The organism is Pseudoalteromonas sp. M8 (assembly GCF_018141365.1).
Taxonomy (GTDB): domain Bacteria; phylum Pseudomonadota; class Gammaproteobacteria; order Enterobacterales; family Alteromonadaceae; genus Pseudoalteromonas.
This window is the reverse complement of record NZ_CP047240.1, coordinates 43,892-68,862: the sequence shown is the minus strand read 5'-3', so window position 1 is coordinate 68,862 and position 24,971 is coordinate 43,892. Positions and strand designations below refer to the sequence as shown.

At 44.8% G+C, this 24,971-nt stretch carries 25 protein-coding genes and 2 tRNA genes; 19 read left to right on the top strand and 8 right to left on the bottom strand.

Going from position 1 to position 24,971, the window contains the following annotated elements; all coding sequences use genetic code 11:
* Window positions 1-63 precede the first annotated feature (63 nt).
* The gene (locus GSF13_RS05565; protein ID WP_174171004.1) at window positions 64-1,134 is read left to right on the top strand and encodes a GGDEF domain-containing protein; all 1,071 of its coding nucleotides are present in this window, start codon (window positions 64-66) and stop codon (window positions 1,132-1,134) included.
* Between the two features lie 26 nt (window positions 1,135-1,160).
* On the opposite strand, the gene GSF13_RS05560 is transcribed toward GSF13_RS05565, so the two are convergent.
* The gene (locus tag GSF13_RS05560; protein ID WP_174171005.1) at window positions 1,161-3,446 is read right to left on the bottom strand and encodes a penicillin acylase family protein; all 2,286 of its coding nucleotides are present in this window, start codon (window positions 3,444-3,446) and stop codon (window positions 1,161-1,163) included.
* A gap of 188 nt (window positions 3,447-3,634) precedes the next feature.
* Between GSF13_RS05560 and GSF13_RS05555 the strand changes: the two genes are divergently transcribed.
* From GSF13_RS05555 to folX, 6 genes are all read left to right on the top strand, one after another.
* A complete protein-coding gene (locus GSF13_RS05555; RefSeq protein WP_211867426.1) occupies window positions 3,635-6,991 on the top strand; it encodes an ATP-binding protein in 3,357 nt (1,118 codons plus the stop codon).
* Between the two features lie 95 nt (window positions 6,992-7,086).
* The gene (locus tag GSF13_RS05550; protein ID WP_010604211.1) at window positions 7,087-7,716 is read left to right on the top strand and encodes a DUF480 domain-containing protein; all 630 of its coding nucleotides are present in this window, start codon (window positions 7,087-7,089) and stop codon (window positions 7,714-7,716) included.
* Between the two features lie 60 nt (window positions 7,717-7,776).
* Window positions 7,777-8,613, top strand: a complete 837-nt coding sequence (gene nadE, locus GSF13_RS05545) for an ammonia-dependent NAD(+) synthetase (protein ID WP_211867424.1) — start codon at window positions 7,777-7,779, stop codon at window positions 8,611-8,613.
* Window positions 8,614-8,685: 72 nt separating this feature from the next.
* Complete coding sequence (gene folM / locus GSF13_RS05540; RefSeq protein WP_010604209.1) at window positions 8,686-9,402, top strand: dihydromonapterin reductase; 717 nt, start codon at window positions 8,686-8,688, stop codon at window positions 9,400-9,402.
* 6 nt (window positions 9,403-9,408) lie between these two features.
* On the top strand, window positions 9,409-9,963 hold the full coding sequence (gene folE / locus GSF13_RS05535; protein WP_010604208.1) for a GTP cyclohydrolase I FolE: 555 nt from the start codon (window positions 9,409-9,411) through the stop codon (window positions 9,961-9,963).
* Window positions 9,964-9,970: 7 nt separating this feature from the next.
* On the top strand, window positions 9,971-10,333 hold the full coding sequence (folX, locus tag GSF13_RS05530) for a dihydroneopterin triphosphate 2'-epimerase (protein WP_211867416.1): 363 nt from the start codon (window positions 9,971-9,973) through the stop codon (window positions 10,331-10,333).
* Between the two features lie 39 nt (window positions 10,334-10,372).
* Here the strand turns inward: folX and GSF13_RS05525 are convergent, their stop codons facing one another.
* Window positions 10,373-10,801, bottom strand: a complete 429-nt coding sequence (locus GSF13_RS05525) for a YqaA family protein (protein ID WP_095727083.1) — start codon at window positions 10,799-10,801, stop codon at window positions 10,373-10,375.
* A gap of 106 nt (window positions 10,802-10,907) precedes the next feature.
* Here GSF13_RS05525 and GSF13_RS05520 point away from each other — a divergent pair, with 106 nt between their 5' ends.
* From GSF13_RS05520 to GSF13_RS05510, 3 genes are all read left to right on the top strand, one after another.
* Window positions 10,908-11,420: a thioredoxin-like domain-containing protein gene (locus tag GSF13_RS05520; protein WP_206472092.1), complete on the top strand. Its 513-nt coding sequence runs from the start codon at window positions 10,908-10,910 to the stop codon at window positions 11,418-11,420.
* A 12-nt stretch (window positions 11,421-11,432) separates the two neighbouring features.
* On the top strand, window positions 11,433-11,897 hold the full coding sequence (locus GSF13_RS05515) for a DUF2721 domain-containing protein (protein WP_017219384.1): 465 nt from the start codon (window positions 11,433-11,435) through the stop codon (window positions 11,895-11,897).
* Window positions 11,898-11,998: 101 nt separating this feature from the next.
* Window positions 11,999-12,445, top strand: coding sequence for a cytochrome c (locus GSF13_RS05510; protein WP_206472091.1), 447 nt, complete (start codon window positions 11,999-12,001; stop codon window positions 12,443-12,445).
* A 178-nt stretch (window positions 12,446-12,623) separates the two neighbouring features.
* On the opposite strand, the gene GSF13_RS05505 is transcribed toward GSF13_RS05510, so the two are convergent.
* The gene (locus tag GSF13_RS05505; RefSeq protein ID WP_010604204.1) at window positions 12,624-12,809 is read right to left on the bottom strand and encodes a hypothetical protein; all 186 of its coding nucleotides are present in this window, start codon (window positions 12,807-12,809) and stop codon (window positions 12,624-12,626) included.
* A gap of 288 nt (window positions 12,810-13,097) precedes the next feature.
* Between GSF13_RS05505 and GSF13_RS05500 the strand changes: the two genes are divergently transcribed.
* Window positions 13,098-13,883, top strand: a complete 786-nt coding sequence (locus tag GSF13_RS05500; RefSeq protein ID WP_206472089.1) for a YggN family protein — start codon at window positions 13,098-13,100, stop codon at window positions 13,881-13,883.
* A gap of 38 nt (window positions 13,884-13,921) precedes the next feature.
* Here the strand turns inward: GSF13_RS05500 and GSF13_RS05495 are convergent, their stop codons facing one another.
* Window positions 13,922-15,373 (bottom strand): PLP-dependent aminotransferase family protein, encoded by a 1,452-nt coding sequence (locus GSF13_RS05495; RefSeq protein WP_211867414.1) that lies wholly within the window; start codon window positions 15,371-15,373, stop codon window positions 13,922-13,924.
* 106 nt (window positions 15,374-15,479) lie between these two features.
* On the opposite strand from GSF13_RS05495, the gene GSF13_RS05490 reads away from it, so the two are divergent.
* Window positions 15,480-16,394 carry a DMT family transporter gene (locus GSF13_RS05490; protein WP_039490974.1) on the top strand — a complete coding sequence of 305 codons (915 nt, stop codon included), beginning with the start codon at window positions 15,480-15,482 and terminating at the stop codon, window positions 16,392-16,394.
* Between the two features lie 41 nt (window positions 16,395-16,435).
* Here GSF13_RS05490 and GSF13_RS05485 read toward each other — a convergent pair whose 3' ends face one another.
* Window positions 16,436-17,278: a YegS/Rv2252/BmrU family lipid kinase gene (locus GSF13_RS05485; protein ID WP_174171010.1), complete on the bottom strand. Its 843-nt coding sequence runs from the start codon at window positions 17,276-17,278 to the stop codon at window positions 16,436-16,438.
* Window positions 17,279-17,563: 285 nt separating this feature from the next.
* On the opposite strand from GSF13_RS05485, the gene GSF13_RS05480 reads away from it, so the two are divergent.
* From GSF13_RS05480 to GSF13_RS05465, 4 genes are all read left to right on the top strand, one after another.
* Window positions 17,564-17,710 carry a hypothetical protein gene (locus GSF13_RS05480; protein WP_017219379.1) on the top strand — a complete coding sequence of 49 codons (147 nt, stop codon included), beginning with the start codon at window positions 17,564-17,566 and terminating at the stop codon, window positions 17,708-17,710.
* Between the two features lie 224 nt (window positions 17,711-17,934).
* Window positions 17,935-18,025 (top strand) — tRNA-Ser (locus GSF13_RS05475).
* Window positions 18,026-18,043: 18 nt separating this feature from the next.
* Window positions 18,044-18,136 (top strand) — tRNA-Ser (locus tag GSF13_RS05470).
* Window positions 18,137-18,263: 127 nt separating this feature from the next.
* Window positions 18,264-19,013 carry an MBL fold metallo-hydrolase gene (locus GSF13_RS05465; RefSeq protein ID WP_206472087.1) on the top strand — a complete coding sequence of 250 codons (750 nt, stop codon included), beginning with the start codon at window positions 18,264-18,266 and terminating at the stop codon, window positions 19,011-19,013.
* On the opposite strand, the gene GSF13_RS05460 is transcribed toward GSF13_RS05465, so the two are convergent.
* Complete coding sequence (locus GSF13_RS05460; protein WP_206472085.1) at window positions 19,010-20,122, bottom strand: aminotransferase class V-fold PLP-dependent enzyme; 1,113 nt, start codon at window positions 20,120-20,122, stop codon at window positions 19,010-19,012. The two genes, GSF13_RS05465 and GSF13_RS05460, sit on opposite strands and share 4 nt — an antisense overlap.
* Window positions 20,109-21,296, bottom strand: coding sequence for a monodechloroaminopyrrolnitrin synthase PrnB family protein (locus tag GSF13_RS05455; protein ID WP_206472083.1), 1,188 nt, complete (start codon window positions 21,294-21,296; stop codon window positions 20,109-20,111). Before GSF13_RS05455 ends, GSF13_RS05460 begins: the two co-directional genes overlap by 14 nt.
* Before the next feature lie 116 nt (window positions 21,297-21,412).
* On the opposite strand from GSF13_RS05455, the gene GSF13_RS05450 reads away from it, so the two are divergent.
* The 3 genes from GSF13_RS05450 to GSF13_RS05440 all read left to right on the top strand — a co-directional run bounded on the left by GSF13_RS05450 (window position 21,413) and on the right by GSF13_RS05440 (window position 24,341).
* Entirely contained in the window at window positions 21,413-21,880 is a 468-nt protein-coding gene (locus GSF13_RS05450; protein WP_128725299.1) for an Lrp/AsnC family transcriptional regulator, read from the top strand.
* 63 nt (window positions 21,881-21,943) lie between these two features.
* A complete protein-coding gene (locus GSF13_RS05445) occupies window positions 21,944-23,218 on the top strand; it encodes an alpha/beta fold hydrolase (RefSeq protein ID WP_211867412.1) in 1,275 nt (424 codons plus the stop codon).
* Complete coding sequence (locus tag GSF13_RS05440) at window positions 23,211-24,341, top strand: GNAT family N-acetyltransferase (protein WP_211867410.1); 1,131 nt, start codon at window positions 23,211-23,213, stop codon at window positions 24,339-24,341. The genes GSF13_RS05445 and GSF13_RS05440 overlap by 8 nt, the downstream gene beginning before the upstream one ends.
* Here GSF13_RS05440 and GSF13_RS05435 read toward each other — a convergent pair.
* Complete coding sequence (locus tag GSF13_RS05435; protein ID WP_174171016.1) at window positions 24,321-24,911, bottom strand: DUF938 domain-containing protein; 591 nt, start codon at window positions 24,909-24,911, stop codon at window positions 24,321-24,323. The two genes, GSF13_RS05440 and GSF13_RS05435, sit on opposite strands and share 21 nt — an antisense overlap.
* Between the last annotated feature and the right edge of the window lie 60 nt (window positions 24,912-24,971).

Sequence of the window (24,971 nt, the reverse complement as noted above, 5' to 3'; positions counted from 1 at the left end):
GACGGCAAATCACAATAGAGCTTCTATACTTTATTTTATTGTGAATACCACAAGAGCTTACGTTTGACTAAATACCACCCTTATAGCAAACCAGACCAAGTAGAAGCATTAAAATTTGCATTATTACGACGTGTGGCCGCGTATTGCATGTGGCTACACGCTGGCCTCATTGGTGTATTTTGGCATTTAGAGGTGAACATACTTGCTTGGGTCAACGTGGGTAGTGTGCTGATGTGGTACGTTGGCATTAAACTCATTGATGCGAGTAAGCCCTCTATTGCACTGCGGGTTTTCTGCCTTGAAGTCGCCGTCCATGCGACGCTGGTGTGTGCCTATCTCGGCATGTCACTCGGGTTTCAGTACTATCTCTGGACAGTGTCATGCCTCATGTTGTTAGACTACCAACTCAGGTTACGCAATGCCGTGATTTATTCCGTTGTGTTGATCACGCTATTCGCAGTCTTAGAATTATTGTTTGGTGATGTTGCCTATCAATATCGCTATCAACAGTTAATTCCCTATGTCCATTTTGCCAATGTGCTCATATGTGGTATTCCAATGATCTACACAATCAGCCACATACGTAAAATGACGGTGCAACAAAGAGACAAATTAGAAGAACTCGCTGCACACGATCCGCTCACTCAAATGTTCAACCGTCGCTATGCGCGCGAATTAATCACCCATGCTAAAGAAAACTGTATCTCTACTCACTCTCCTTTATGTTTGGTGATGGCGGATATCGACCACTTTAAAAAAATCAATGACACCTTTGGCCATGACAAAGGAGATCAAATCTTAAAAAGCGTGGCCGAAACAATCAAAGCACATATTCACCCTGCAGACATTGCCGTTCGTTGGGGTGGTGAAGAATTTTTAATTGTGCTGGCGCCTTGCTCTAGTGGAGAGGCAATGCAGCGCATGGAAAAATTACGACGAGCCGTCGAAGCCACCAGTTTTGAAAACGAAATACTTAAAGTCACCATGAGTTTTGGCGTTGCAAATTGGGACCCTAGTCAATCTTTTGAGGTTGTCATTCAACATGCGGATGCCGCACTTTACGATAGCAAACATTCAGGTCGAAACCGCGTTACCGCAGCACCGATTTTGCGTGTATCGGAGGGCGTCAGTTAACCCTCCGATACGTTCAGTGCAAAGCCTTACTTAGGTGAAATGACAATCTGGTGAGTTATTTTGCCTGGTAACAAGGGGGTGTTGCCTCCTTCAGTATAGTCATTAAACCCCGTACGATAAAATGGTGATAGCGGATGTCCACTTTGGCCACCAGCAACTGTTAAAATCGCATTTTCTAAATGGCCAGGTTGTGCAATAAAGCGCTGTGATGCACCAAATGCTTTACCTTGCACTGCTGGCATAAAGGTATCACCAAAGGCTTGTGTGGTTGGCATATCTAACAACCCACTTAGCATAGGCATTTGTTTGGAGAATGGGTGCTGCACCTTAAGTGCATTCACATTTCCCCAACGCCAAGCGGCCATATTACTGCCATAGCGTTCACTGAGTTTTTGTTTGGCTAGTTGATATGCCGCCAGCTCAAGTTCATTCCAATTGCTATAGCTGCCAAGCCAGCTATTTGGTTGCTCAGTTAAAAGCTGCCAAAGGCCGGGTTCGAAATAACCTTTAACAGACTTCAGCGACAGGCTCTGCGTTTGTAAATACTGCTCTAACGGCGCATATAATGTGTCTATCAAGGCATTGCGATAAGCTTTCACCAAAGTGTAGCCAACTGAATCAGCACACGCGCAGCCCTGCCAGTCTTTAAGTAACTTTAAATCTTTGTCAAATGAGCTTGAGTCTTGCGTTTGCAATAGCGTGACTAAGCGCTCATGCCAAGGCGTTAAAAACTTCGCTTGGTTATCCAGTTGCAGCTGATAGAAATCTGCTTCGGTGAAAACTTGCTTACTAATCAGGCCATCACGAATTTGTGCGGCGCGTGCACCTGGCGCATAACCTCCATCACCAAAGCGTTGATTATCCGCGACAGACACGACTCGAGCGTTTGCAGTCCATAACTTACCGCTTTCAGGGTCTTGTACCACCGGGCGAATACTCTCGTTATTTTGCCAAGAGGATTCATACTCTTCCTGCTTCACCGCAGTATCATGAGCAAACTTGCGAGCAGGAATAGCGCCAATCGGCGTCCACGCTGCACTACCTTGGCTATCCACCACGACCAAATTCTGAATTGGAATGCCCACATTTTTGGCATGTGCAGTCGCTTCTCCAACTTCAGAGAACAGCTCAAGCTGAATGAGCTCTAGATTGACTGCATAGGGCTGGTGAGCAACCCAACTCAGCGCAAGCTTTTTACCACCCAACTGCTTTACTGGGCCAAACGCACTCATTTCCAACTGATAAGTATGCACCTCACCGCTAGGTAACATAATCTCTTCAGCGATCTGCTGTGTTTTGGTGTCGCTATTAAGCTCTATCCAATCAGCAGCATCTAGATAGCCATTCGTAAATCCCCATGCGATGTGATTATTGCTACCAACAACGATGGCAGGCGCGCCAGGTAACGACACGCCTGTGACTTGTACCTCTTTACCCTGTTCCTGATAGTTTAGCTGCGCGCGATACCAAATTGATGGTACGCTTAAACCCAAATGCATATCGTCCGATAACATAGCCGCTCCTGTTTTCGTCAGCGCACCGGTTACCGCCCAGTTGTTACTGCCATATAACGGTACATCTTCAATATGCTGAGGCTGAATTTGCGCCAGATGCGGCTCTAAGATTGGAATAGCGGCAGTTGGTGCCGTTATTACGCTACCATCTAATGCGGCTTGATGGTGGCTGGGCTGCAAAATGAAATCGAGCATACCTTGACCATATTGCTGCTTAAGGGCTATCAAGGCTTCATCACGCTCATAGTTGGCTGTTTGTAAATCTAGATACATGCTGAAAATAACTAGCAAGCTGTCCTCTGGCTGCCAAGGTTTAGGTTTTGATCCCAATAGCAAATATTCAAAACTGGTGAACCCAGATTGCGCTCGACCATCATTCACTCCACGAGTATAACGCTCAAGAGTTAATCGATAAGCACTCGGTAAGGACCGTACAATTAACTTAGCTCGCTTTCTAAACTGATGAAATCGCATCCTTTCATCTAAACCTATTGCAGCGGAACCAAATAACTCGCTCAACTCACCCGCAGCATTACGACGTAATAAATCCATTTGAAAAAATCGGTCTTGGCCGTGCGCAAAACCCAAACCATAGGACGCATCTGCTCGCGAGTCCGCCGATACCACTGCTTGTCCCATCGCATCTCGCGCTACCGTCACGGTATTTTCAATTGTCGTAGCACTACCTTTTCCATCGAGTGCTGGCAAGCTCAATGCCAACAGACCATAGATGGTCGCTGTCCCTAGTAATACGAGCAACAGCAGTACGACAACAATTCGTTTAATCCAAGTAAGCATAGCTATCCTTTACAATGTGCTAAATATACAGCTGGAAGGTATATCATGTCATCGGCCAATAAACCAATATTCTCGACTGTGTCACAGTTATAAGACAATCAAGTTAAAACGTTTTATTTTGCTCAATTAGATTTCGCTTTGTGAGGACTGAACTATAGTTAAATCATCGTCTTCAACACAAAAGCACCATGATTTCTGAACTATCGACATCACCACTTAAATTTCGCTTTGTGAAATATAGCTTCTGGCTTCTGCTGGTCGTTATCATTGCGGTGGCATGGTATGTCGATCAAGTAAACTATCGCCGCTTAATCGCAATAGAAAAGAGTCGCTCGACCGAGGAAGTGAATGTCTACCGCACTAAAATAGAGGGTATTCTGGCAAAAAATGTACAACTTGTCAGAGGGCTAGGCATTGCCCTTTCAGGTCAATCCGAGCTATCTCAAGCTCGCTTCGAACAGCTCGCAAAACCCTTATTCGATAGTAGCCGAACCCTTCGCAATATCGGAGCAGCCCCAAATATGCGGCTCGACTATATTTATCCTTTAAAAGGCAATGAAAAAGCCATAGGCCTAAACTATCAAACCCATCCGACGCAAAAATACGGCGCATTACTCGCCAAAGAAAGTCGCGAAATCGTGATGGCAGGGCCACTAGAATTACTTCAGGGCGGGACTGGTTTAATCGCAAGAGTTCCAGTTTACACTGATAAAACCCACTTCTGGGGGTTACTCTCTGTCGTGCTCGATATGGATAACCTTTATCAACAAGCAAACTTTACCGCATTAGAAAGTCAATACCTGATTGCGATTCAAGGCGTGGATGGCAAAGGCCGAGAAGGTGATTATTTTTATGGCAACAGTAATATACATTCGCTTGCCCCCATCGCATTTAGTGTTAATGTGCCCTCCGGTGAGTGGGAACTCTACGCCGTGCCCCGCATTGGCTGGCAACCAGCAGTAACTGCAGTATGGCCTTTTCGCTTAGCAATCATCGCGCTGATTGTCATCTTTATTGCCGCATTTATCTTTATCAATCGACTGCTATCGCAACTTCAACGCAATGCCTTATCACTGACCAATATGGGCATACTCGCAGAAGTTGGCGCATGGGAAATTAACGTCAAAACCCGTGATATTATTTGGTCGGACGTCACCCGTAGTATTTTCTGCGTGCCAAGGCAATTTCAGCCTACTTGGATGAATACGACAGAGTTTTTCAAAGCAGGTTTGCACAGAAAGCACTTGCAAGACTGTATTGATGAACTTATAAAAACCGGCCATGAGTTCGAAGAAGAATTTATCATCCAAACCCAAAAGATGGATGACTTATGGGTGCTGGTGAAAGCACGCGCTATTCGCAGTGGCAAACGCACTAACCACATTTTTGGTTCCATTCAAAATATTCATAAACGCAAAATCATGGAGATGGAACATGATAAATTCGCCAAAAATAATGAGCTCCTTGCCCATTTGAGCTCTCACGAAGCCATCTTAAATAACCATCTCAGCAAAGCACTCACACTCTGTGCAGATACCTGTAGCAAAGGAGTGGAGGTTAATAAAGTTAGCATTTGGCAATTTAATGAGGATAAAAACCAGCTGATCCCAGTGTGTTTTTCAAATGCAGCGATGGATAACTTAGAGCACTTTCCTCCTTGGCGAAAAGCAATAGCGCCTGCGTTATTCAATGAAATTGAGAGTGGCCAAATAATTGCGGCGGAACAAGCTGAAAACCACCCAACAACAATGGCCCTCACCACAACGTACCTTGAGCCTTTTGAAATTAAGGCGATGCTTTGCTGTCCTATCAGTCATAAAAACCAAACCTTAGGCGTTCTTTGTGCAGAGTACGACATAATAAGTCCAGCTTGGGGTCAAAGCGATCTCCGTTTAATGAAGTCTATCGCCGCCATGTTAGGAAGCCTTTTTATCAATAAAGCCCACCAAAAGGCAAAAAATCAAGCCATCATTGATAAAGATTTAGCAGAGCAATCCGCAAAAATGAAGGCTGAGTTTTTAGCCAGCATGAGTCATGAGATACGCACCCCACTTAATGGTGTAATGGGTATGGTTGAGCTTGTCATGCACTCACAACTCACTTCGACTCAACACCACCAGCTCTCCTTGGCACATAGTTCAGCGAAATCTTTGCTCACTATAATTAATGATATTCTCGACTTTTCCAAAATCGAGGCTGGTAAGCTAACGATAGAATTTGTTGAGTGCGATCTTATCGAGATGCTCAGTAATATGCTGTCTGGGTTTGTGCGCGCCGCTGATGCCAACAATAACCGGCTGCATATCGATTTATCAGGTATGAAAGTCCATACCGCGCAAACTGATCCGAATCGCCTCAAACAAATTCTCAATAATTTGCTAAGCAATGCAATTAAGTTCACCCATGATGGTTCAGTGACATTAAGCTGCCATACAGAACAAACGGGCGAGCAAACTCGGCTTTGGTGCAGTGTAGAAGATACTGGTATCGGTATATCAAAGGAAAAGCTCAATAAAGTTTTTGATTCATTTACCCAAGCAGATATATCAACCACTCGGCAATATGGCGGCACAGGGCTTGGTCTCACCATTGCAAAGCAATTATCTCAATTGCTCGGTGGCGACCTACAAGCATTTAGTAAAGAACACGTTGGCAGCACGTTCTCCTGTAATGTGCTACTAACTGCTGCCAAACCCATTACCGAGCATGAAAAGTCTGATAATTCAACGTTATATATATTAAGCGAAATCAATGAAGACTATAGTAAACTACTGAAGCCTTGGCATATCACGTGCTTACACGTGCAGCAACTTGATATGCTCATGACTCAGCTACAACAACCATCCTCACATCTTGCTGTTATTTTGGATGCCAAGTTACTCAATGCCATACCACGGAAAAAGCAACAAGCACTCAAAACGCAGCTAACACAACAACAGATCGCTCATGTGGTTGCCGTTGAAGAACAAAGTAGTGAAACGCTCTCGCTATTTACCTCTTGTGAGCGGGTGTACTACCCCATTACGCCATATGCAGCACTTCAGGTGTTCAATGCTGATTATCAAGATCCAGACAAGCCGAAATCCGTCAAAGCCGATTCACCGGTCAGTGCTGAACCCTTGTTAGCACGCTCAATCTTATTAGTGGAAGATAATCGGATAAACCAAACCGTTGCGATAACCATGTTAGAACGTTTAGGTGCAAAAGTAGTCTGCCAAGAAAATGGAGAGTTAGCACTTGCACACTTGCAATCGATTAACAAACCTTACGATGTTATTCTAATGGATTGTCAGATGCCGGTGATGGATGGTTATCAGGCAACACAGCAGATCCGCCAAGGTGTTGCCGGAAAAAACCATCAGAATAGCGTGATCGTTGCACTAACCGCCAACGCGATGCAAGGTGATAGAGAAAAATGCCTCAATGCAGGTATGGATGACTACCTCACCAAACCCATTGACTTTGATGAGCTAAAAGCCAAACTTCTGCAAGTAAAACCACAGCAAACAATGCAGGCACCTTCGTCTACGGCCCAACAAAGTTAGCTCGCACACTTTGCTACAGTAAATATTGGTATTATATTGCTATTATCAAGATGATGTTATAAATCTCATCAGCAACAACAAAAATAAGGAAAGTGATGCAATTAGATACTCAAGAGCAACGTGTACTGGGTAGCTTAATCGAAAAGCAAGTCACCACCCCAGAACAATATCCAATGTCACTCAACGGCCTCACCAATGCGTGTAATCAAAAGTCAAATCGCGAGCCGGTGATGGAACTCTCTCAAAATGACGTGCTAGATACATTGACTCGCCTACAAGAAAAACGCTTAATTACCTGCGACGAAGCACTGTCTGGTCGCGTCGACAAGTACAGCCAGCGCTTTTGTAACAGTGATTTTGGTCACCTTAAAGTCAACGCGAAACAAAAAGCGATTATCTGTTTGTTGTTACTGCGTGGACCACAAACCCCAGGTGAGCTGCGTACCCGCAGCAGCCGCCTCGCAGAATTCAGTTCCGTACAGGACGTTGAGTCGACATTAAGTGCGATGCAAGAACATGATTATGTGGTTAAGCTTGCCCGAGAACCAGGAAAACGAGAAAGTCGTTATCAACACTTGTTTGGTGACCAAGTCGTTGAACCAACAACAACATCGGCAGAACCCATAACCTACACACAAAATGACAGCGAAATCGAGAGCTTGATCGCCGAGATTGAGCAATTAAAGCAAGAGCTCGCCACCATCAAAGCACATTTAGGGCTTTAAAAAGCGCGTCAGCACCAACATAATAGAAGTTTATCGCCCCGATAGTATTGAGGAAACAGTATGCGTGAAGCAATCATGGCCGAAATGAAAGTTCAGCCAATTATTGACCCGGAATTTGAAGTCAAACGACGTGTCTCATTTTTAAAAGCACGATTACAAGCCTCTGGCTGCTTCACTCTTGTGCTTGGCATCAGCGGAGGCGTTGATTCGTCAACTTGTGGACGCCTATGCCAGCTAGCTATCGATGAACTCAATGCTGAACATGGTACTGGGGCTTATAAATTTATTGCCATGCGCTTGCCGTATGGCGTTCAAGCTGATGAAGATGAAGCGCAACTTGCACTTGAGTTTATCCAACCGAGTCAGCGCTTAACAGTCAACATCAAGCCTGCGGCCGATGCTATGCACGAGCAAGCACTTGCTGCCATGGCCGGTGGAAGCGTGCCACTGCCTTCACAAGCCAGCGTGGATTTTATTAAAGGAAACGTAAAGGCACGCCAGCGCATGGTAGCGCAGTACGAAATAGCAGGCCTGACTCGCGGTTTAGTAGTCGGTACCGATCACAGCGCTGAAAACATCACGGGCTTTTACACCAAGTTTGGTGACGGCGCCTGCGACTTAGCGCCCTTGTTTGGCCTGTCAAAACGCCAAGTTCGCGCACTAGCGGCTTTTCTCGGGGCACCTGCGGGACTAGTACATAAAGTACCGACAGCCGATCTCGAATGTGACCGTCCAGGCCTTTCCGATGAAGAAGCGCTAGGACTAAGCTATGACAATATTGATGACTTCCTTGAAGGTAAGCCCGTTAGCACTGAAGTAAACGACAAACTTATTGCCATTTATCAGCGCACCCAACACAAGCGTCAACCAATTCCTACGGTATACGACGAACAATAGTCTTGTTGGCAGGAGATAACCAGTTATTCATCCTGCCAACCCTAATTTCTCAATTCACAAGGTGATTAACGTATGAGCCCCGCAGCTGCACCTATTTTAATTACTGGTGGCGCACAGCGCATTGGACTTGCTTTGGTGAAACACTTTCTCGCTAAACAGCAAGCCATCATATTGACGTATCGCACCAAACATCAAGTTATCGATGAACTAGCATCGCTAGGTGCCATTTGTATCAAGGCTGATTTTGACGAGCCAGAAGCAATCACACAACTCAACAACCAAATTCGTGCCCATACCGACGCACTCAGTGCCATCATCCACAATGCATCGAGCTGGGATTGTGAAGCCAATAACCCTGATTTTTCAGCATTATTCGACAATATGATGCGGATCCACGCTAAAGTCCCTTATTTGATCAATCATGCCTTGAGCGACTTATTGACTGCTAGCAATAACGTCAGCGATGTGATCCATATTACTGACTATGTAGTAGAAAAAGGCAGTCCAAAACACATTGCCTATGCCGCAAGTAAAGCTGCATTAGATAACTTAACTCGGTCATTTGCCGCTAAGTTTGCACCTAACATCAAAGTGAATAGCATTGCACCTTCTCTTATCATCTTTAATCAAGACGATAGTGACGAGTACAAGGCAAAAACCTTGAAAAAGTCTATTATGGGAATTGAGCCTGGTAGCAAAGAAGTTATCAATAGTGTCGACATGATACTCTCTAGCAACTATATGACAGGACGCACGGTACAAATCGACGGTGGCCGCCATTTGAGGTAACGCATTATGCAAGATAAATTACAACAGAGTTATAAAACGATTATTGAAGCCGTGGGTGAAGATGCAGACCGCGAAGGATTATTAGACACACCCAAGCGCGCAGCGAAAGCGATGGAATATCTGACTCAGGGCTACCGTCAAACACTGGATGAAATCACCAATAACGCGGTATTCAGCTCGGATGCCGATGACATGGTGCTGATCCAAGATATAGAGTTGTACTCTATGTGTGAGCATCACCTTCTGCCTTTCGTTGGCCGTTGTCACATCGCTTATATACCTAACGGTAAAGTGCTCGGCTTGTCTAAATTTGCCCGCATTGTTGATATGTTTGCCCGACGTTTTCAAATCCAAGAGCAGCTAACTCATCAAATCGCCAAGGCCGTTGAGGAAGTCACCGGTGCAAAAGGCGTTGGCGTGATCGTTGAAGCCAAACATATGTGTATGATGATGCGTGGCGTTGAAAAACAAAACTCTAGTATGCGAACGTCTGTCATGCTTGGTAACTTCAGAAGCGACCCCAAAACCCGCAACGAATTTTTACAGCTAGTGAAAGGATAAGCACGCTATGTCGAATGCCATTATTAAGGTGACGAATTTAAGGCTACGTACCTTTATTGGTTTTAATCCCGAGGAGCGGGAGAAAAAGCAAGATGTCGTGATCAATATTGAGATTCACTACCCAGCGGATACGGCATGTTTAGATCATGATAACGTGGCTCACGCGCTTAATTACAAAACCGTGACCAAGGCAATCATCACGCTAGTAGAAGAAGGGCATTTTTTGTTACTTGAGAAATTAGTGGCTGACATACTTGCTGAATGTCATCAACATCAAGACGTGACATATGCAAAAGTCACCGTAGATAAACCGCACGCTTTACGGTTTGCTGACTCAGTGTCACTCACGCTTGATTGGTATAGAAGCTAAGCGATAAGACCCTGATATTCACTTCCTTGCCTTCTGGTGTTAAGAAATCACCTGTAAGGCAAGGTAAATCACCAGTGCATAACGAGCGCCTTTACCGAGCGCGACTAACACAAAAAACCACCCAAAAGAGGTTCGTAAAGACCCCGCTACCACAGTCAAAGGATCTCCGACTATGGGTAGCCAAGCAAATAGCAATGAAAACTTACCGTAACGATTAAATAGCCCACAAGCCTTATCATATTGCTGTTGAGAAACCGGAAACCAGCGCTTATCTCGCCACTTAGCGATAAACCAACCAAGATAGTAGTTCACACAGCTACCAAGTAAATTACCCATTGTCGCAGCCAGCCATAACCAAACCAGTTCGCCTTGCTGTTTCACAACGAGCCCACTCAGCGCCAGCTCCGACGACGCAGGTAATAATGTTGCGGCAATAAAAGCAAGCCCAAATAAAGAAAGGTAAATCATATCAACGGCTATAAGAAATTGGACTTTAAGAAATCATCTAAGTGGGGCAATATACTGAAATGCGCGCAAGAGTTCAAAAACACAGACACGGAAACAAGGAATAGACATGAAAACAACAATAAAAATGTTACTACTTAGTACCGTTCTCACCACCGGATTTAGTGACTGCAAGGCCTCAAACGAAGCGCTACCACGGGCAGATGATGGCTATCAGACCTATATCCACACCGGCGACTCCTTTAAACATTTGCAATTGACGGATATCAAAAACCAAGCTGTTAGGTTCGATGCTAATCACAAAAAGCTGGTGGTTTTATTCGCGACTTGGTGCTCCGATTCGCAACGCTTATTGAGTGAACTAAAACAATCTGAATTACTCACCCAGGCCGAGTTAACCATCGTTGCTATTGGCCGAGAAGAAACTAACACTACACTTGAGCAATTCAACGAAACCATGCAATTGCCCATCCATTTTGTTGCCGATCCCAATCGAGATATCTACAGCACGTATGCCAACAAAGGTATTCCTAGAGTCATCTTGCTTGATGAACGCAACCGAGTGATGCAAACCCTCATCGGTGAGCAACCCAACACCTTATCAAAACTAAACTGGAATTAACGAGGTAATTATATGAATCCAGAGGTCGTTAGCATTCTCACGATGGCCAAAGTTATCCAAACCGCCGTTGCCCCTGTATTTTTAATTACGGGTATTGCTGCGACCTTAGGGGTACTATCAAACCGCTTAGCACGGATCACGGATAGGGCGCGTTTACTTGATCGCAAGATCAATACCACGCAAGATGAAGAGCTCAAAATGCACTTTAGCCGTGAAATGCGCGCACTGTTAAAACGGTCTCGTTTTATTCACGTTGCATTTAGCATGAGTGTACTCAGTGCGTTGCTTGTGTGTGCAGTGGTTATGCTGCTGTTCATGTCACACTTGTACAGTATGCCATTGGGCATTACGTTATCGTCTTGTTTTATCGCCGCTATGGTGCTGCTTATTGGCGCATTTGTCTCTTTGCTGGGAGAAATCTTTTTAGCCACCCGCAGTATGCGCAGAGGCATGATATTCAAAGACATCGAGAGTTGATTATTTAAAACTAGTTGCCTCCGTCACAGGGCACTTATCGCAATTGTTTGATTATATTTGTAATTTACATTGAAAATAGGGAAAAATATTAGGGGTTTACTATGAAGAAACTACTTACCGTCACACTATTTAGCTGTCTTGCAGCAACAGCGCAAGCTAACACTATGTTTGAATCGGCTGAAGATGCAATTGAATACCGCCAAGCGTCTTTCCAATTGATCCGTTTCCAGATTGGTAATATGGGCGACATGCTAAAAGGCAAAGTACCATTTGATGCTGAAGTATTTAAGCAACGTGCTCACAACGCTGCGCAATTATCGCAAATGCCTTGGGAAGCATTTATCGACGGTTCTGACAAAGGCAATACTGATGCCCTACCAGCCGTTTGGTCAAACAGAACTGAGTTCGATGGTAAAGCCAAGCAATTTGCCGAGTATGCTCAAGCACTGGCTGTTGCAGCTGACTCTGGCGACAAAAAGCTGATTGCTTCTGCATTTAAAGATTGGGCAAAAGGCTGTAAAGACTGCCATAAATCTTTTAAAGATTAATCAAAACAAAACAGCCGCATATTTGCGGCTGCTTACTATCTGAATATCTCGTCACTTGCTTGGCTATCACCAACGACACAATAACTCAGACATCGCATTGAGTAACCCACAGCCCTGCTTAATCACACAGCCAAATTGAATTACTGTCAGTGCTAGACTCGTAGATGACGTTTAATGATCAGTCATCAATATAGTCGAAATCATCATCGCCTAGATTTCTACGTAGGCGTTTTTGCTCTAAGTAGTCGTCTAGCTTTCTTTTGACTTTACGCTTTTGCTTGTCATGTTGGTTACGACCCAACTTTTCAAATTCATCGTCTGCAAAATCATCATCAAGCGCATCGTAAGAGAATGTCTTACCCACAACTAACTCCAAAATAAAATAGTCATTAATAAAATGAGAGCCGTCTCTCAAGATCACTATTTAGCGCTAAATTGTCATTCTGAAAAGTGAGAGTTTCTTATCCTTACAATAAAAATTTTTTATCGCCTAATTCATTTTGACAAAAACAACTATATTTTAGTCAATTTCATCACTTTTAGAGCACATTAACTTTCAACAATATAACACAATATATTGATTTTACTTGGGTTTATATTTGGCACTGTTCTTGTAACAACAATCATGAAACTGAGCCAATAAGGATCGACCATGAATAAAATTTTACTACTAACAGCAGCAACAATGATGACAACCACCGTCGCTGCACACGAAAAAAATAACATCACGTTTAGCGGTGACAATTGTGAAGTAGAATTTCAGAATGACGTTAGGATCACACCTGATAACTTGGTGATCACAACGGCCAAAAACAAAACAGCTGAGATCAACAACCTTGGCGAACTGACACTCAATGGCGAGCGCATCGCACTTAATACACAGCAAAAAAAGATGCTCACGCAATATGGTGATGAACTAAGAGGCCGCCTACCACAAGTGGCTGATATTGCTTTTGAAGGCATAAAACTAGCGGGCGTCGCCCTTAATGAAGTGGCACACACCTTTAATTTAACCAGTTTAGATAGCATCCATGCTGTGATCGATGATCTTGAAACAGAAGTGCAAAATACGTTTTATCAGCAAGGTGCGTTTGTGATGGGCAAGCAAACCTTTGATGAGTTTGGCCAAAATTTTGATAATCAGTTTGAAGAAAAAATCGAGACCGCAGTACAAGGTGCCATGATGCAATCGATAGGTAGCTTACTGGTTGCGATTGGCAACGAAATGTCAGATGCAAACGGTGATATGAGCAGCTTTGAACAACGTATGGAAAACTTCGCAACACAAATCGAAACCAAAGTTGAACAACAGGCAGAATCTATTGAGAAAAAAGCCGACGCACTGTGTGGCGACTTTGAGCAAATCGCGAAAAACGAAGCCATTGTCGCAAAGTCTATCCCCGCCATGTCAGAGTACCAACTGTTTAAATTTAAATAATCTGACGTTGGCATAACTTACATTTAATTAAGGGTACGTTATGCCAACCCTTTCCTTTGTGCATCAGCCAGCTGCCCCAGCGTTTTAATCGCTTGCTCTACCGACGCATCCCACGGCAAGCCATAACTGATACGTATACAATTTTGATACTTTTTGCTGGCACTAAATAGCGTACCAGGCGTAATACTGATCCCACACTCCAGGGCTTTTTGGAACAACAAGGCACCATCGACGTGCTTACCTAAGTCTAACCACAGCACACAACCGCCTTGCGGGCGACTGACTCTTACCTCACTACCAAATGCAACATTCACCGCTTGGATCATACGGTCTCGATTCTCAATTAACCGTTTACGGACCAACTTTAAATGGCGCTCGTAGCCTCCGGAGCTGAGAAAATCCGCCAGTGCCCATTGATTCATTAAAGATGATGAGCAACTCAACGCACGTTTTATGCGCTTTGCTTTTGCACTAAATTGACTGGCGACCATCCAACCCACCCGATAGCTAGGCGCTGCGGTTTTTGAAAATGACGCACATGTGATCACTAAGCCCTTTTGGCTAAATGCTTGTGCCGGAATGCCACGCTGCTCGGTAAAATATAAATCGCCATACACATCGTCTTCTATCAACACCACGTCACGTTGCTCTAATAGCGCCACCAGCTGCGCACGTCTCGTATCAGGCATAAAACTACCAAGCGGGTTACTAATACTGGTAGAAAACACACACGCTCGAATATCATGCTTTTCAAGTGCCCGTTCAAGGTCGCTCAGCCAAATGCCATCATCTGGGCAAACAGGTATTTCAATGGCCTTTAACCCTAAGTTTTCAGCCAGCTCAACAATGCCAAAATAACAGGGAGATTCAATCGCTATCACGTCTCCGGGCTTGGTTACCGCTTGTAACGCAATCGCCAATGCTTCTTGCGCGCCATTGGTGATCACCACTTCATCCATGTCTATTGCTAAACCCATATCCAAATAACGCCGCACGATTTGCTTTTTTAAGCTATCTAAACCGTCCATAGGGCCATAATTAATGAGTTCGTTCCCTGCTTCTTTCATTGCGCGGCGCATAATTTTGGCAAGAACCTGCTCAGTACCAGCAATGGCGATGGGGTTGGCGATACCTAAGGGGATTGCATGTGGCTGATGGATCCCCTTATACACTTGTTCAATCAACGCCTGCTTGTTCACCACTACAGGTTTGGCGGGCAATCGTGCACGCTTCGGTGAGTCGTTGTGCGAAGCTCTGTGGCATAAAAAGTAGCCGGACTTCTCTTTGGCAATGACTTTTCCTTGATCTTCAAGTGCTTGATAGGCCTGCTTTACCGTTGGGATACTGACATTTAAGTTTTGCGCCATAACACGCAATGAGGGAAGCTTTTCGCCCGGTAAAATAGACTCTTGTTCTGCCATCGACAAGATCATTTGGATCACCTGCTGATAGAGAAAGGCGGAATGTTGGCGTTGAATAACGGTACTCATAAGCAATCATCTGTATAGGTATAAATTAGCAAATTCTGTATATAGCTTATACAGAATAACAGCGTAAACTACAGACTTCCACTGCTGTTTGAATCTAGAGCCGATCATGAAAAATCTATTTCTTTACGCCATCACTGTGTTGATTTGGGGATCAACATGGCTTGCCATTGAATATCAACTTGGCAGCATCAACGAGTTTGTGTCGCTGTTTTACCGCTTTGGCCTCGCCGCGGTTTGTATGTGGGCGTTTGTCATCTATAAGCGTGTGCCAATGCGATTTTCTCGCCGAGATCACGGCTTTTTCATCCTCTTAGCGCTGTGTAATTTTGGTGCTAACTATCTCTTCTTATATTGGGCTCAGGCACATTTAACGTCAGCGATGGCATCAATTGCATTTTCATTATTATTGGTCGTTAACATCGTCAACACTAAGTTGTTTTTTGCCAAACCGATTGCAAAGCGAATTTACTTTGGTGCATCACTGGGCACGCTTGGGATAGTCAGCTTGTTTTGGCACGACTTGGTCGCATTTGATTTGCAAAGCGAGGCCTTCTTGGGATTATCATTAGCTCTATTAGGAACGGTGGTCGCGTCACTCGGTAATATGGTGAGCGTACGCAATTCTAATCAGCAAATTGATGTTATGGCGGGAAATGCGTGGGGCATGCTTTACAGCGCTGTCATGTTAGCAACCTATGTTGCCTTTAGTGAACATCAGTTTATCAACCAAGCGCCGGCATCATATTGGTGGTCTCTGATTTACCTCAGCGTGTTTGGCACCGTCATTGCCTTTGGTTGTTATTTCTCACTACTCAAAAATATTGGGCCTGAGAAAGCGAGTTATTTGATAGTGTTATTTCCTTTTGTTGCCGTGGCCTTGAGCACCTTATTTGAAGGCTTTGAGTGGCAGCAAAACACCTTTATTGGGTTTATTTTGGTCATCCTAGGTAATGCGATTGTACTCACGCCTTTAGATCGCATCTACGCTTGGTTGTCCATTCGGTCCCCAGTTAGAAGTTGAAGTCTTACCAATGCTTTAGCTTCTTACTTTTCAGCGCCATTTTATAATGGCGCTTTTTTTATGTTCAGAGCTCGGCGACAGCAAGTTATCGTCGCAGGCGTGCGCCCAACAATCTCGCCATCAGCCTCAATGTCATACCCCTCTTGTGCGATATAAAGCTCTGCAATGCGGCCGTGGTGCACATTTCTTGTACCCATATGGCGTTTAAGTAGCATATTGACAAACAATACCATCCGCTGCCAATGCGTTTGCGGCGTGAACCATAGTAGCTCCAGCTGACCGTCATCAAGGCAAGCCATAGGAGCAGGAGTTAACCCTGCCCCAAAGTGTTTGCCATTCGCAAGTAACAACATCATACCCTGCTCAGGCCACGTATTGCTGTGATAGCGAATGAGTTTGGCAGTAAATAGCGACATTAATCCCGCATAGGTATAGCTCAGCTTTCCTAGCCGTTTGGTTTGTCCTAAGTTATTCATGACATGCGCGTTAAAGCCAATCCCAGCAACATTGACAAACCAGCGCCCGTCGACTTTACCCAAATCAATACTCGAGATCTTGTCTGAAAATACAGCTGCTCGCCACTGTGCTTTGGAATAATGAAACTGCCGAGCAAAATCGTTGCCCGTCCCCGCTGGCAGCAGCGCAAGCGTGTTATCCCGTTCAGCAATGGCATTGGCGACTAGGTGCAAAGTGCCATCCCCCCCAATCACCACCACGCTCACTCCCGCCGTAGCTGCTTGAGCAATTGTGTCCCTATCTGCGACAAAGTTTCCAGTGGTATTAAACCAAGTTGCCGTCAACTGTTGTTGTGTTAATTGTTGCTTTAACCATGCAATTTGCGCTTTCCCCTCAGCACCCGCTAAAGGGTTGACTACCACCAGCATAAAAACCCTTAAATACAAAAACTCAACTTATATGAATAAAAAACCAAAACTAAAACCAAAAATCAAAAACAAAAACCACAAACACACATATTAATTGGGTTACAGCCTAATCAAGACAATCGCAACCATGCATAAACATGCAAAGAACCCATTAAAACAAAAATGAACAAACCATTAATTCATTAGTTATTTTTATCCGAAAACATCAATTTTTATCGTTTTAAATTTAAACAAGTTGCGTGCAAAATAGCCTTGTTTTCAATCATAGCTTATTAGGAGCCAGACATGCTTAATTCAGCTGCACCTTGCAGCCCATCACAAAACACGTTTAACCAAACACAACCAACTAAACAACGTCGTATCAATTGGACGAAGTGGTTGGCAGTATGTGGTCAACACTTAGCGTTAAAAGACGTGATTATGTATAAGTAAGTCTGCACAGAGCATGGCGCCCCAACCCGCCATGCTCTCGTCAGCATTTGTTTCAATAGACCATAAAAGCACCACTTCAACCAGCATTTTTGTACAAAACCTCTTCGTCAAACCGCTAATTTCTAGCACAATTTTAAAAAAACCTCACTTTTAGCACATTTTTTAAGCAAACAGTTTAAAAACGGTTTACAGCGCCTAAATCGCTAAGTATTATCTTTGCCCATGGAGAGATGGCTGAGTGGTTGAAAGCACCGGTCTTGAAAACCGGCATACGTTAATAGCGTATCTAGGGTTCAAATCCCTATCTCTCCGCCATTTTTAAAGTATTGCGCCGGAGAGGTGGCCGAGTGGCTGAAGGCGCTCCCCTGCTAAGGGAGTATAGGGTTTGTAGCCCTATCGAGGGTTCGAATCCCTCCTTCTCCGCCATCACTTATAAGAAAACCGCTTAATTGCGGTTTTTTTATGTCTGCGATTTATCACTTCCACACACAACTGGTCAGATGTCTTTAACCTATGCTATGTTGAGATCTGATTGGAGAAATGAGTGTGACTAATGAAAATCCATGTCTTAGAAGGCTATATTCAACATATTTATCTGGTTGAGCACGAAACGGATCTGCTGTTACTCGATGGTTGCTGTCGTGCTGATGTTGAGTTGGTCTGCAACTACATCCTACAACTGCAAAAGCCACTAAGCGCACTCAAGCTGATTGTGGTCACGCATATGCACCCAGATCATGCTGGTGGCGCGCATAAACTCAAAAAACTCACGGGCGCAAAGATTGCGGCCGCAAATGCTCCCAGTCAGTGGTATCGTGGTATTGATGGTGTCATGATGCACCTCTCCGATATGGCGCTGGCACTTTGGGTTGCTGGGAGAAAGCGCAAGGCCAAGCGTAACCTTTGGTATCCAAGACAATTATCACCAGATTTTTTCCTAGCCGACGGTGATAGCTTGCCCTACTTTAACGAATGGCAAGCGATACACACACCCGGTCATACGGATAGAGATTTGAGCTTGTATCATCTCCCCAGTAAGCGCATCTATGTAGCGGACTTGACGGTAAAAGTAAAAGGGCAATTTGTTGCGCCTTTTCCGGTATTCTATCCACGCTTGTATCGCCAATCTCTTGCCAAAGTAAAGGCACTACAACCCCACTCCGTGATCTTGGCGCATCAAGGAGAGGTACTTGCAGAAGAAATTGATTTCAACGCATTGATAGCGCGCGCGCCCAAGCAACCAATGACACATTGGCGCTCGGTGAAGAAGAAGACCAAAAAAGCACTAGGGCTAGGAAGCTAACTTTCGTTGATAACCTGCACCAACTGCGCGATGTCCTCCTGACTATTATAAATATGTGGTGAGACGCGAATACCGTAGCGACGATTATCCACAGCAATGCCTGCTCGCTTAAGCTGCTCCATCACTGCCTCATGCCGCGAGCCAAAATGCAGAATAGCGGTCCCAGAGCAAGCACTCTGCGCTGTAGGAGAGCGATAAAATTCAGGCAATGCCGCTTGTAACTCAGATAACAAAGCAAAGTTGTACGCTCTTACTTGCTCAACCCCAAGCTCGGCAAAATAGCCAAGGCTGTGCCCCGCATAGATATAAGGTGCCACACTTGGTGTACCGCCCCAAAAACGCAGCGCACTTTCACTCAGCGCAAAATGGTGAATATCAAACTCGAATGGATTTTGATGCGAAAACCAGCCAACGTCTTTTGGTTCGCAATAAGGCAAGACATCCTCATTCACCCAGATGAAACCGGTGCCAGGGCCACCGCAACTCCATTTCACACAAGAGCCGATAACGCAATCCGCGCCCCACTCGCTTAAATTTATTGGTAATACGCTAAGTGACTGAGCAATATCGATAATACTTCGACAACCATATTGGTTAGCAAGGCTAATGATGTCAGCGACAGGCGCTTGCTGACCGCTGTTCGAATAAACATGACTGACAAATACCCAGTCAATTTGCTCGTCAATATATTGCTGCCACACGCTCAGGTCGTGCATATTCATCGCTTCGGGAATATAAACAATCTCAATATTGTCCAGCGCATTTTGTAACGCAAACCCCATGCTGGGGAAGTCTTGCTCACTCATCAATACGCGTACTTTGCGAATGCCACTTTCGGGCAAACTCATCGCCCATTTCGTTAAACCACTGGAAAGGTTTGTTTGCGGACAAAACAGGCGCGCATCAGTGTGTAATAGAGAGGCTAAGGCTGAGGTAAAGCGATCAATACCGCTTAGCCACTGCTGCCAAGGCTCTTGATTTTGTTGTTGCCACGGCACCATAAATTGCTGATGGAAATCTTCCTCTGCAGATTTCAACATACGACCAACGGAATGACTCAATAAATAGCGACCCGTAGGCAAGTGAAAATCATCCCTATATTGCTTCATGCTTAACCCCTATTGCTTGACGTAATCGTTTTAAATCATGATGTCGAGTAAAGATATCAGCGCGCTCAGCAGCGGCTCGCCTATCTCTTAAGTCTGCGAGTTCTTTGAGTAAGACTTCAATCGGTGGACCACTGGCGGTCACTTTGCTTAAGTGCTGTTGCTGCATCGCCTGCGAAGGTTTGGCGATATACTTTTCGACGAGTTGATTGTGATGTTGTATGGCCGTATCTCCATGCAGCTTACACACTTGTATAAACAAGCTACAGGCAGGGCCAAACCAATCACTTTTCGGTCCTTTCAATGCACTCAGAAACGCATCCATTAAATTAGGCGTACGCATGCATTCACGCAGGGTTGCTTGGTCTTCTGGCATCATATAGAGGAATTTTTCCACCAGCATTTGACCGTAACTAATGTCATTAGCCGGGCATAACCCCAACATCATATCGATAACATTGATACCCGCAAAATCTCCAGCGTTTGCGCCACGATAGACCTCTTTACCAACTCGGTATGGTTTGTAATAGGGTCGTACAACGTAAAAGAATGCCTCGGGATCTAGTTCCTTAAATAACTCTCGATTAGACTCTATCACCTCAAGCAGCGCTTGCTTAACTTGTTTGAGTAGCACCAATGACATGGGATGGGAAATTCCCAAATGATGCACCTTCATTAACGATTCGGACGCGCGTTTATAGGCAAGAATGGCCTGAGTATTGTAGTCGATGAATAAGCGCTCTGCCGGATGAGAAGTAAAGCGCTTATACACGCCGTTGATTGCGCGGTTGTGTGTGGTGAGATGAGCCGTTGCGAAGCGCGGCGTAACTCCCAAAGAGGCACCAATGTGCATGGCCAGTGCCGATGCTTGCGTTAGTGGAGACACCTTTTCACGGCTTGGCTCGGTAATTTCGTGGCGTCTGCATGCAGCCATAAATAGACCAACGTTACCGAGTAAGTCGAATGCTTGCTCAAAGCCCTCGTCGGTATTGCCTTCTTCTAGCAAGGCTTGGACTAGCTGATTACCTTCTTCTAATAACTGTGCTTTTAGCGTTTCACCAACGCCTTCAACATTTGCTTTATCCTGTTGCTGCCAATAAAGATGTTCAAGCTTGTCGTTAAGGTCGACAAACGGACCTCTAATCCAAGCGTCAAATTGTACGGCTAATGGACTCATGATTACTTCTCGTGATTATTCCACAGTTAAGGCTAGCAAATCACCACGAGCATAATTTGCCAATTTTCTCTAAAAGTTTAATACTGATTAGCAAGAATCACTCTTTTATTTGGTTTATGTCGGTAAATCTAGATGCCAAGGACAAATTGCTCCTTAACGCTTTGCAACATAATGCACGTTTGAGTAATGCCTCACTCGCCGAAAAGGCAAACCTTTCCGATACTCCCTGTCTTCGACGCGTAAAACGCTTGCAAGATACAGGAGTAATTTCAGGCTATCATGCGGCACTTGATAGAGCGCAAGTTGACCTAAGTATTTTGGTTTATGCATTTATAAAGCTCAGTGAAAATACCGCAACTGCAGCGCATTTATTCGAACAACACGTGGAATCTGAAGATCAGGTGATCAGCTGTTCGGTGATCTCCGGAAGTTATGATTACCTGTTGGAAATCGTAGCAAAGGATTTGCCCAGCTATGAACAGTTCGCCAAACATCAACTGGGGGCCTGTAAGGTGATTAGCGGGATTGAATCAACGATTGTACTCAAGCAAACTTTTGCAAAACGCATATTACCGATCCGCTAACCATTTTTATCGTCATCCGTTCTCGCTATACTGCATGTGATTTTATGCTCATAAGGACCGACTATGCGCCACTACCTTACCTCCACAGTATTTGCTTTTAGTCTGCTTGGCTCACCTTTGGTCATCGCACAAGACTGTGTTACCCAAGTGAGTGATATGTCGCTATTCACCAAGAGCAAAAAGTCGGGATTATTCCGCGAAGCAATCGATAAAGGCCCCGTCACCGTCGATGTAGGGAATGTAAAAAACTATAACGATTACATTCGTTCGACTAAGCAAATTATTGAAAGCCGCAATCCTCGCGCTACACTGCCGTGCCCGTTAATGACGCCCACTGCAAAAATACTCAACCTGACAAACCCCAAGGTAAGTGACTTAATCGCGCCATTTACACTTAAGCATGACAACAAAGATCACGCCATTTTACTTATCCATGGTCTGACCGATTCTCCTTTTACTTTTCACTACCTTGCGGCAGCACTCTATGAAGCAGGATACAATGTCAGAACCATGTTACTGCCAGGCCACGCGACTGCACCAAGCGATTTAACCGAAGTTGATATTGACGATTGGCAAACCCATACGGATTATGCCATCGTACAGACGAGCCAAGATTTTAAGCATTTTTCCGTACTTGGTTATTCCACGGGTGCCGCCTTGGTGCTGAGTAGCATAGCGAAGCACAAGCCCAATAATTTAGGCTCTGTTGCACTTATCTCACCCGCCACGGAGCCACATAATAAGAACGGCTGGCTAGCCAAATGGATTGATTACGTGCCATTTGTCAATTGGATAGATGAAGACGCAGATTTGGATTTCGCCAAATATGAATCTTTCCCATGGCATGGCGCAACGTTAGCCCATCAGGCTATGGCGCCGCTCAAATCACTCACCACTTTGCCAGATGTACCGATGTTTATCAGCTATAGCGATGTCGATACCACCATAGACAATCATGCAACGGCAAAGCTGCTAGAAAAATGGCAACCTAAATCAACGTTGACCCAATTTATCTACTCGGAAACGCCATCGACTAAGCAAGGTGTGAATTATCGGAGCGTGAAAGCCGACAACATTGTCGATATGTCTCATATTGGTATTTTGCAGCCACCTGAACATATTTTTTACGGCCGCAAAGGGCTCTATCGTAATTGCACCCGTTACCATTTAGAAGACCAAGCCTTCATTAACTGCCGCACAGGTAAAACCGTCCATTTTGGCGAGCGTCACGAGAAAAACATGACGCAATACGCTTTTCTAGCGCGGATCACGTTTAACCCTGATTACAGCAACTTTGAGCAAGCACTGCTCGCATTTTTTGACGGCCACAATGACTGAGTACCAACACAGGTTTATTCATTCTCTAACTGAAGTGACAGAAGCACAGTGGGACTGTGTTTCACCATCACATGTATTTACGAGCTACGCGTGGCTGCTTGCATTAGAGTTGAGCGGCTGCACCAGCAAAGAGACTGGCTGGATACCACATCACCTAATGATTGAACGCCAGAGCGAGTTGATTGCAATTTTACCAGGCTATATTAAATCGCACTCTTATGGCGAGTACGTTTTTGATTGGGCTTTTGCTGAAGCCTACGAGCGCCATGGATTAGATTACTATCCGAAATGGCTCTGTGGCGTCCCCTTTACGCCAACTCAAGGGCCAAGAATATTAACGAAACGTCTATCCTCTTGCTTACTTGAATATATTGACACTACGCTCACGAGCCTCGCCCAACTAGGCATTAGTGGAGTCCATATTAACTTTTGTCGTGAAAGTGACTTTCTCACTCAGAGTCATTTGACGATGCGCCGCAATGTGCAATTTCATTGGCATAATCAAGGTTACGCCGAGTTCGATGATTTTCTCGCTCGACTCACATCAAGAAAGCGTAAAATGGTCATGAAAGAGCGCCAAGCTGTGACAGCCCAGGGTATTAACATAAGTTGGACTGTTGGCAGAGAAATAAGCACAGCACAACTTGATGCGTTTTTTCTTAGTTACCAGCTCACCTATCTTAAGCGATCGCGACACCACGGCTATCTCTCTCGCGACTTTTTTCAGCAAGTTATCACCTCGATGCCAGATAAGTTTCGTCTTTGCTGCGCCTACTTAAACCACGAAATTATTGCCACTAGTTTATATCTTGTGGATGGTGATACCTTGTATGGTCGCTATTGGGGCGCAATTGAGGATAGTTACGACTTTTTGCATTTTGAGCTGTGTTACTATCAAGGCATAGAGTACGCCATTGCTAATCAGCTTGCTGTCTTTGACGCGGGTGCTCAAGGCGAGCACAAGTTAGTGAGGGGTTTTGAGCCGGTGTGGAGGCAATCGTATCACCGCTTATTTCAACCTGACTTTCAACACGCGCTCGAGGATTTTACCAAGCGCGAAGCTGACGCACTCGGGCATTACTTTACCGAGTGCCAAGCAAAACTACCGTTTAAACACCAATAAGCGATTATTAGCCGGCATCGCATAGTCTTGCTGTAGTGTAAGTTCTTGCTCTGCCGCAAGCGCCAATACCCATTCTTGATCGCGAATGCCACTCTCTTTGTCTTGCGATTTTAAATACGCATCAAACTCTCGGTTACTCTCGCTGGTAAATTCACCTTGATAATTAAACGGCCCATAAACTATCAGGTAGCCGCTTTCTTTAAGGTGTCGTCCAACGCCTGCAATTAAACGCTCAACGAGCGTTGATGACACAATGTGCAAGGTATTAGCGGTATAGATCACATCATAACGCTGATTAACAGGCCACCCATGGTGTAAGTCTAGCGCCAATGGCGGTAAAGCATTTTCTAACTCGGCGTCATCAAGCCACGCTTGAATACCTGCGTGATTAACCTCCCTGTCCGCCGTCTGCCACGTTAAATGCGGTAACGCCGCAGCAAAGTGCACCGCATGCTGACCCGTACCAGAACCTACCTCTAGCACTTCCAAAGGTTTATTTAGATAGGGAGTGAGCTTTTCTAATATTGGCTGTTTATTGTTTTCACACGCTTGAGAGTATGGTTTTGTCATCTCGTTTGCACTATTTTGATCGATTTATGCGCCTCATTGAGGCAAGAATTTATCTCAATT